Origin of the sequence: Pyrobaculum sp., assembly GCF_049971835.1 — an archaeon.
In the GTDB taxonomy this organism is placed as follows: Archaea; Thermoproteota; Thermoprotei; order Thermoproteales; family Thermoproteaceae; genus Pyrobaculum.
On the sequence record NZ_JBMFKV010000363.1, the window covers coordinates 1 to 1,359 of the forward strand.

Sequence of the window (1,359 nt, forward strand, 5' to 3'; positions counted from 1 at the left end):
GCCAGATGGCCGTACACCGTCATCCCCAGACAGGCGAGGTAAGTCTCAGTGCGGTTAGGGTGGAGCCGAGGGACTGCGGCTAGAAGGTCGCCGGGGCGGGGGCTGCGCGGGGGGGCTAGTCTGGGGTGGTGGAGCCGTATATTACCTCTATGCCTAGCTTCCTGGCTCTGTCTACGGCTTCTTTTTCGATGGCGACGGCGACGAGGTAGGCCTTGTATACCTTCCTCCCGTAGTACCTCTCGACGATGGGTATCTTGTCGTGGAGGACTTCGACGTCTTCGAGGTCTGCGTAGGACTTGACCTCCACGGCGTAGAGGCCGCCGTCTCTCGCCACCACGTCTATGTCGAAGACCCGGCCGGGGGTGCCTGTGTACCTCCCGTCGACGTCTTTAAATCTGAGCTTCTCCACCCGCCCGGGCTCTATGCCCCTCTCCTCCAGCGCCTCTTTGAAAATCTCCAAGACGGCGAGCTCCAGGTCGCGGCCCCACCTGCGGCCCATGGTGCCGATGGTGACCTCCACCTTCTTCTCCAGCTTGTCCAGCCGCGTCTTCACGGCGGCTACCTCCGCCGCCAGCTGTCCGTAGAGGCCCAGCAACTTGTCCATCTGCTCCTGCATTTTCCGCATCTGTTCCTGCATCTTTGCCACCTGCTCCTGCATCTTGGCGACTTGCTCCTGTAGCTTGTCTACTTGTCTCTGCATTCTGTCTACTTGTTTTTGTAGTTTGGCTACTTGGCGCTGTAGTCTTGCGATGAGCCGCTCGTTTCTGTCTAGCCGCTCTAGTATCTCCCTGTACCCCAGGTACCCGGCGACGGCCATTCGGAAGTCTTTGTCTTGTTCGAGTAGGCGGAGGAAGTCCTCTCTGAGGCCCACGTTTGGTGGGGGGTGTGGGTTTAAAAGTTTAGAGGGCTTTATTGGGGAATTTGGTTTCTATTTTCTTGAGGAGTGGGGGCTCCTCCTCGCCTTTGGCCGCCTTGGCGGCTGTCTCTTTGGCTTCGGGATCCTCCCACTTTATGATTAGGTGGGGTGTCTTTGCCTTTGTTATTTTTAGGAGGACGCCTTGCTCCTGGGCGCTGGTTAGGATCTGGAGGGCGTCTTGCTTGCCCTCAAGCGCCGCCGTGGGAGTTTACGTATTTTAGCCGCGCCTCTTTGAGGGTGCCGCTGTGGGGTTATGTGAGTTCTTCGAGCTCTCTGCCAGCGCTTTCGACGCCTAGTGCATGCCACAGGGCGGCGGCGGCTAGGCCGAGGGCCCATAGGGCGGTTAGGAGTGCGAGGAATATGTGGGCGCCTAGTACGCCTTCTAGGAAGACTGCGCCGGTGTTTACCAGCCAGGCAAAGGCGGTGACGAGGCCGACGGCGGT

The 1,359-nt window shown here is 59.3% G+C and carries 1 protein-coding gene and 1 pseudogene; both read right to left on the reverse strand.

The genetic code is table 11. The annotated features are described in order from the left end of the window. Positions 1-115: 115 nt before the first annotated feature. Positions 116-871: a PD-(D/E)XK nuclease family protein gene (locus ACP5J3_RS14680; protein WP_428496360.1), complete on the reverse strand. Its 756-nt coding sequence runs from the start codon at positions 869-871 to the stop codon at positions 116-118. A 296-nt stretch (positions 872-1,167) separates the two neighbouring features. Next, a pseudogene (locus ACP5J3_RS14685) lies at positions 1,168-1,359 on the reverse strand (MFS transporter); the annotation flags it as partial.